Raw genomic sequence first — 6,557 nt, forward strand, 5'->3', positions numbered from 1 at the left:
CGCTTCGCTCGTTTCCGGCATCCCCCCAATAATGCCTGACCATTTCCTAGCTCGCTTTGCTCGCTAGGGGTCAGACGACAGACTGCTGGCTGGTTTTCCCTTCGGGCATTAACCCCTATCTGTAACTGCAGGCTGGTTTCCCTGCGGGGCTTGTCGCTTCGCGACCGTCTAGCAGGATGAAGTAGTTTAATTGACTTGATAATAGTTACAAAATCAAGTGGCAAACGATAAGGATCATTCAAGAAAAGAAGATCTAAGTTTGATCAAAGCGATCCTTGCATCTTTAAAGCTCCTGAGAGACATTTTAAGCTATTTTCTTTAATCAATTGACAAACTGTAGGTTAAATGTGAGATCTCTTGTCTAAGGCTTGCTTGAAGGCTTTTAGGGGTGTGATAGGAAACGATATAGAAATGGATTATTGCCAATAGAATTTTTGGATAAAATCGACTTGATTTTTGAAGTTCGGTTCTAGTTCTAATAGAAAACTTACTCGAAATTTATCAGTTCAAAATCTTTAACAGAATGGCGTTTCCGGCAAATGCTGGCAACTTTGCATGCAAATGCCATCATTTTGCGAATCCTGCACTAACAAAATTAAGCAATCTTCTGTTCTAAGTTATATTAAAAGGTTAGGACTCATTGCATCAATAATACATCTGTATTTTGATATAGTGACCTGTATGTCAGTGCTTTAAACGTCCAGCTTCATTTGTTTGTTTTGTTTGAATTCAAATCCTAAAGCGATAACAGAACGACCTTGTTTTATGGTTTCATACTTGATTATAAGATCACTACGTTGATTCAACTCTTCTACAGCTGGCTTTATAACTGCTCGTTTTAATATTTTGAATTCCGGATATTTGTCTGAAATACCTAGAGCGGATTTAAAATCATCGAGATAGATCACACGTTCACCAGTACTATTAAACTTCATCAGAAGTTCATAGAGGCGTATTGAGTGGGCTGATTGTAGCTCCGCAATGTGTCTTAATTTGTACGTTGTAAATCGGCTTTTGAGCTCTGAAATGTATTTCAAAACATTATCAGACCACTGAATTGTTACTGAGCCTTCGCCTTTGTGCTTTTTGACGTCAGCCTGAATCCATCTAACTCTTCGTGTTTCTGTTTCATCTGTAATTGTAATTACCGCATCAAATAAAGCGTCTGCAGCCTTGTATAGATCTCTTCTTGCATTGTGCTTAACACCCATCAGCTCGGCGTACTCAGAGGCTGTGAGAGTCATTTCTTTAGGTATTTCAGCTCTAGGGTCAACTTTACCAAGGCAGGCTAAAACAAGTTTCTGAGCTTGCGTGTTTAGCTTATAGCTTGCGTCTATCAAGTAATTTGATTTTGTAACAGATAAATTATTCATAGGTGAACTCCGTTTTCAATTGCTTCACCATAGATAAAGGTGAAAAAATGTCAACTGCTTTCACCTTTATCTGTTAATTAGCGTGTCAATCTATTCACCTTTAAATAGGTTTTGCGTGTCAATCTATTCACCTTTAAATGGGTTTTGCGTGTCAATCTATTCACCTTTAACCGCTGTAACCCACGCCCATCAAGGGCTGCGGCGCCCTTAAAAACAAGAAAGATAAAAAACAAGAAAGATTAAAAAGGGAAAGCATTGTGGATAACTCAACGATTTTTGAAAATTTCCGAGTGAAAACCCTTCTTGGGGGGCAAGCCCCCCGCCAGCCCTCCCCCTCGCTTCGCTCGTTTCCGGCATCCCCCCAATAATGCCTGACCATTTCCTAGCTCGCTTTGCTCACTAGGGGTCAGAACTAAAAGCAAAGACTGCAGGTTGGTTTTCCCTTCGGGCGTTAACCCCTATCAGTAACTGCAGGCTGGTTTCCCTGCGGGGCTTGTCGCTTTGCGACTGTCTAGCAGGATGAAGTAGTTCAATTGCCTTGATAAAAGTTACGAAATCAAGTGGTAAATAATAAGGATCATTCAGGAAAAGGAAGATTTAAGTTTGATCAAAGCGATCTTTGCATCTTTAAAGCTCCTGAGAGACATTTTAAGCCATTTTCTTTAATCGATTGACAAACTGCAGGTTAAATGTGAGATCTCTTGTCTAAGGCTTACTTGAAGGATTTTAGGAATGTGATAGGAAACGATATAAAAATGGATTATTGCCAATAGAATTTTTGGATAAAATCGACTTGATTTTTGAAGTTCGGTTCTAATAAAAACTTACTCGATATTTATCAGATCAATACCCTTAACAGAATGGCATTTCCGGCAAATGCTGGCAAAAGTACCGGAAAATGCCAGCAGTTTGCGAATCCTGCACTAGCAAAAATCAAGTGATTTTCTTGTCTAAGATATAACCAAGAATTAAAGCCGAGATACCCAATACAGGAAAAAATATTCCGAACCCAATCGTAAGATACATTTCAAATTGCGACATGATAATTCTCCGTATTTTGATAGCCCTATTAACACCGCAACTTGATTTTTGTTACAAAAACAAGATATTTTGATTAAAGTTACATTATCAAGGTACTAAAACTAAATATGAATGATAAACCTAAAAATACCCATGGTGGTTTTCGTCCAGGTGCAGGACGTAAAACTAAGTATGAAAAAACCAAGGTCATGAGAGTTCCGGAGAAGTATGAAGAAGTACTAAAAGCTTTAATAAAGCATTTAGATGAAACAGCACATATTGATAGTAAAAACTATGGAGTAGAAGAATCAGAACCCGTTTATATTCGTTCTTTGGTGGATAAAAAACAGGAAATTACTTTTAAGATAAAACCAATTTAGTAATTTAAATATGCTCGTTTTTGGCTAATGCAGGATTCGCAAAGTGGTGACAATTGCCGTCACTTTTGGTGACATTTACCGGAATTAAGGTATGGAAAATATTAAGTGTCAAATATGAAAAAATCATATTTCCTGCTAGTGCAGGATTCGCGGTTTGCTGTCATTTGGTACCAAAACTGCTGGCGTTTAGTACCAACTAATTAGATTGGAAAATAAGAAATTTAGTGCTTAGGCAGACTAAATCCGCTCAATTATGGAAGTGGTCAAAACCGCTAATAATTAACTTTATGAAATTTGCTGTTTTCGCCAGGAGTAAGCGTAACTTTTAGGTCGTTCGAGCTAAATGTGAGAGTATTTTTGTAAATTAGCCTTGCTGATATTTTCCCTTATTTCTCTTCTTAGCGCTAAATCAGACATTGTTTTGATTTCCTTTGGCCAGTAAGGGTCGTCTTCAGGATGTTTTGGAATGCTTGAATTTGTAATTTTTTCAAGTGATTTTCCTGTTAGTCGATGAGTTAGGTTAATGATTTGTTCTTTCATTTCCGCCTGCTCTGCTCTTAGCTTTTTAATTTCTTCTAATAATACTTCGTACGACTCGGTTGCAGAGTGTTGTTTTTTTAGTCTTTTTTATTGTTGCAGGTTTCTTTAATTCGCCATAAACACGGATGAGTTCAGAAATATCAACGAATGGCAAACCGTCCCTATCTCTCTCCTTACCTTTCTTGACGTGTCGCCAGATTGTAGTTCTATTTTTTTCCTACAACTTCAGCTGCTTTTGATAGGTTTATTTTTGTCATGTGTTGCACGTCCTTGTAAGGATTTGTTTTGGTGTTGCTAATGTTACTTTTGATTTGATTATACACACAGGAAAGGTTGTTAAGTAATTGATTTTTTACGAATTAACAACAACTTATCAACCACTTGGATAACCGTTTCTATGTGCCTGATATTTCATATATATGCGTATGATATACCGGATAATCTGAGTCAAGATTAGTCAAGTTAAGTTAAGTTTTTGTCGTGTACAGTGCTGAACGCTACATGAGCATAAAAGTGATAGTAATTTTGCCTTGTTTACTCTTATTACTAAGTAAGGAAAAAGGATGACAACTAATAACTTATTGACAGCCACATCACGTTATGAGCAGTACGGTGAAAAGAGCCAGCTAACATTCACCGTAAATAAAAATGGCTTATTACAGCAAGCAAGAGGGTGTATTCATCTTAAGGGTAATGAGAAAGATAAAATTGAATTTACTGCTGTAAAAAATGGTAAAGATGAGGTTTATACGGGGAGAACGCTATCTTACGAGTTTACTGCTGGAGATGGCGGCCTGGTTGTTAGTGATATAGTCAACAATAGAATTTTAAGTTTTCTTAGTAATTCAGAGGAAGCTAAAAAAGATGCTGAAATAACAAAAGCGCTAATAAATGAAGCTGAACTACCTCCTGTTTTATATATTACAGAAGAAGATGAGAGTGGAGAAAGTAAATTAGAGCCTCATCTTTCAGAGGGGAATAAGCGGTTACTTGGTCGCAAAGCGGTTGCGTTAAATAGTAATGGTGGTGCATCTAATGCTTTTGTGGTTACAGTGTGTGTTGCAAGTAAGAGATCACAAGGTGCTCAACTTTCATTTAGAAAATTCTTTATTCCAATGATGGTAAAAGACGCAAAATATCCTGGAGGAGAAGCTTTCTTTGCTGAAATATCGCCGCATCACTGTTTAACTAAACCAGACATTCCATTTTCTGATAATGAGATGAGAAATGTGGCGTATATTCTAGAGCAGTCCGTTGGTGAATGTTATAGATTGAGTAAAGATCAAATAGATCAGCAACAGCAACAGCAACAACAGGCAGAATTACAAAGGATTCAGACTGAAAGACAGTTAGAAGTACTACGGAGAGAAAGAGAAAGACTGACGCAAGTGGAGCAAGAGCTTTTGGCTTCACGGCAACAAGTTGGGAATACTCAAAGCCAATATCATCCTGAGTCAACCCCTGCTTTAGTTAGAACGTCATCACACTCGTCTAGCTCATCACACTTATCATCATCAAGTATGTCGTCTCCTGCTTCTCAGCCACCAGAGCTACCGACAACTCCTACTTCTCAAGCACCATTGGCACCGAATACTCCTGTTTCTCAACCACCGTTGGCACCGAATCCTCCTGCTTCTCTGCCACCGTTGGTACCGAATCCTCCTGCTTCTCTGCCACCGTTGGTGCCGAATCCTCCTGCTTCTCAACCTCCATTGGCACCGAATCCTCCTGCTTCTCTGCCACCATTGGCACCGAATCCTCCTGCTTCTCTGCCACCGTTGGCACCGAATCCTCCTGCTTCTCAGGCTCCTATGGAAGGAAAAAAAGTAGAGTGGAAACAAGACCAAAAGCAAAAAGCACAAGCAGCTCTTGTGCTCTCAGAACTTGTTAGTAATGAAAAAACACTTAATAAAACTCCTCAAGATATTATGGATTTAAATGCTCTGAAATTGTCTCAAAAACCCGGTGACAGAATTAAATATATATTAACAACTCCTCACGTAACTAAATTTGTGTATTCAGAATTACTAAGTTACAGAAAGGAATTAAATCGTTCAAAAGGCGAGTCGACCAGTAGTGACGAAGCGCAAAGAATAGTTGAGCAACTGGAAATAGTAAAAAAACAACTGGATAACAGTGATTGGACTATGGATAAAGGGTTAATAGTAGAAAAAATAAAACCACTAACAGGAACACAACCACAAGCGGGAACACTACCGCGACAAACAAGGGAAAGACCCCAAAGCGCAGCACCATCTAGACAATACAATACGTTACCGCGACCTGCAGGGGGCAATAACGTGAAAGATTTAATGTCGAAGTTCGAACAAAAGAAAGAAACAACGTAATTCCGCCATACAACGTTTTAATTAGGGCCTGAATTGGAAACTGGCATTCAGAAATATACTCTGTATGCCAGAGTCAAACATCTAGCTTCATTTGCTTGTTCTGTTTGAATTCAAATCCTAGAGCGACAACTGCACGCCCTTTTTTTATGGTTTCATATTTTATTATTAAATCGCTACGCTGATTCAATTCTTCTACTGCTTTTTTGATAACAAATTTATTTAATTCTTTAAATTGAGGATACTTATCCGCAATCCCTAATGCAGATTTAAAATCATCGAGGTAGATAACTCGTTCACCAGTGCTATTAAACTTCATTAGAAGCTCATAGAGCCTGATTGAATGCGCTGACTGTAGTTCTGCAATGTGACGCAGCTTGTAAGTTGTAAATCGACTCTTGAGCTGACAAATATATTTAACAACGTCCTCAGACCAAGTTAGGGTTATTTTCCCCTCCCCCTTAATCTTTGAAATACGTTTCTGTATCCAGCGTATTTCTATTCTTTCGTTGCCATTGAGCAAAGTTATTTCCGCTTTCCAAAGTGCGTCAGATGCTTTGTATAGCTCTCTATGAGCGTTCTTTATGTTAATACCGGTTAACTCGGAATATTCTTGAGCTGTAATCGAGATCTCTTTTGGAATGTCTGCCCTAGGATCGACTTTAGATAAACAGGCTAGCACCAACTTTTGAGCTTGAGCATTAAGCTTATAGCTTGCATCAATTAAGTAGTTTGATTTAGTTACTGATAAATTGTTCATAAGTGGTCACTCTTTGATTTGCCACCACCTTACATAAGGGTGGTAATGGCGTCAATCGCAACCACCTTATCCTGTGAATTTGACCGTAAATCCTACCACCTTTAACTCTGTTTTGACCGTAAATCCTACCACCTTTAAC

The 6,557-nt window shown here is 38.4% G+C and carries 5 protein-coding genes; 2 read left to right on the forward strand and 3 right to left on the reverse strand.

Translation table 11 applies throughout. The annotated features are described in order from the left end of the window. Positions 1 to 692 precede the first annotated feature (692 nt). Positions 693 to 1,373: a replication initiation protein gene (locus D5018_RS20190; protein WP_121840784.1), complete on the reverse strand. Its 681-nt coding sequence runs from the start codon at positions 1,371 to 1,373 to the stop codon at positions 693 to 695. Positions 1,374 to 2,521: 1,148 nt separating this feature from the next. Here D5018_RS20190 and D5018_RS20195 point away from each other — a divergent pair. Continuing rightward, on the forward strand, positions 2,522 to 2,773 hold the full coding sequence (locus tag D5018_RS20195; RefSeq protein ID WP_121840785.1) for a hypothetical protein: 252 nt from the start codon (positions 2,522 to 2,524) through the stop codon (positions 2,771 to 2,773). Positions 2,774 to 3,112: 339 nt separating this feature from the next. Here the strand turns inward: D5018_RS20195 and D5018_RS20200 are convergent, their stop codons facing one another. Next, positions 3,113 to 3,313: a hypothetical protein gene (locus D5018_RS20200; protein WP_121840786.1), complete on the reverse strand. Its 201-nt coding sequence runs from the start codon at positions 3,311 to 3,313 to the stop codon at positions 3,113 to 3,115. Between the two features lie 563 nt (positions 3,314 to 3,876). Here D5018_RS20200 and D5018_RS20205 point away from each other — a divergent pair. Next, positions 3,877 to 5,661 (forward strand): hypothetical protein, encoded by a 1,785-nt coding sequence (locus D5018_RS20205; protein ID WP_121840787.1) that lies wholly within the window; start codon positions 3,877 to 3,879, stop codon positions 5,659 to 5,661. Between the two features lie 73 nt (positions 5,662 to 5,734). Here the strand turns inward: D5018_RS20205 and D5018_RS20210 are convergent, their stop codons facing one another. Next, positions 5,735 to 6,418 carry a replication initiation protein gene (locus D5018_RS20210; protein WP_121840788.1) on the reverse strand — a complete coding sequence of 228 codons (684 nt, stop codon included), beginning with the start codon at positions 6,416 to 6,418 and terminating at the stop codon, positions 5,735 to 5,737. Positions 6,419 to 6,557: the final 139 nt, after the last annotated feature.

The organism is Parashewanella curva, assembly GCF_003675895.1.
GTDB lineage: Bacteria > Pseudomonadota > Gammaproteobacteria > Enterobacterales > Shewanellaceae > Parashewanella > Parashewanella curva.

Bases quoted from the DNA above. Each gene is read 5' to 3' on its own strand.
- D5018_RS20205 (WP_121840787.1), top strand. From the start codon at position 3,877: ATGACAACTAATAACTTATTGACAGCCACATCACGTTATGAGCAGTAC.
- D5018_RS20190 (WP_121840784.1), bottom strand. From the start codon at position 1,373: ATGAATAATTTATCTGTTACAAAATCAAATTACTTGATAGACGCAAGC.
- D5018_RS20200 (WP_121840786.1), bottom strand. From the start codon at position 3,313: ATGAAAGAACAAATCATTAACCTAACTCATCGACTAACAGGAAAATCA.
- D5018_RS20210 (WP_121840788.1), bottom strand. From the start codon at position 6,418: ATGAACAATTTATCAGTAACTAAATCAAACTACTTAATTGATGCAAGC.
- D5018_RS20195 (WP_121840785.1), top strand. From the start codon at position 2,522: ATGAATGATAAACCTAAAAATACCCATGGTGGTTTTCGTCCAGGTGCA.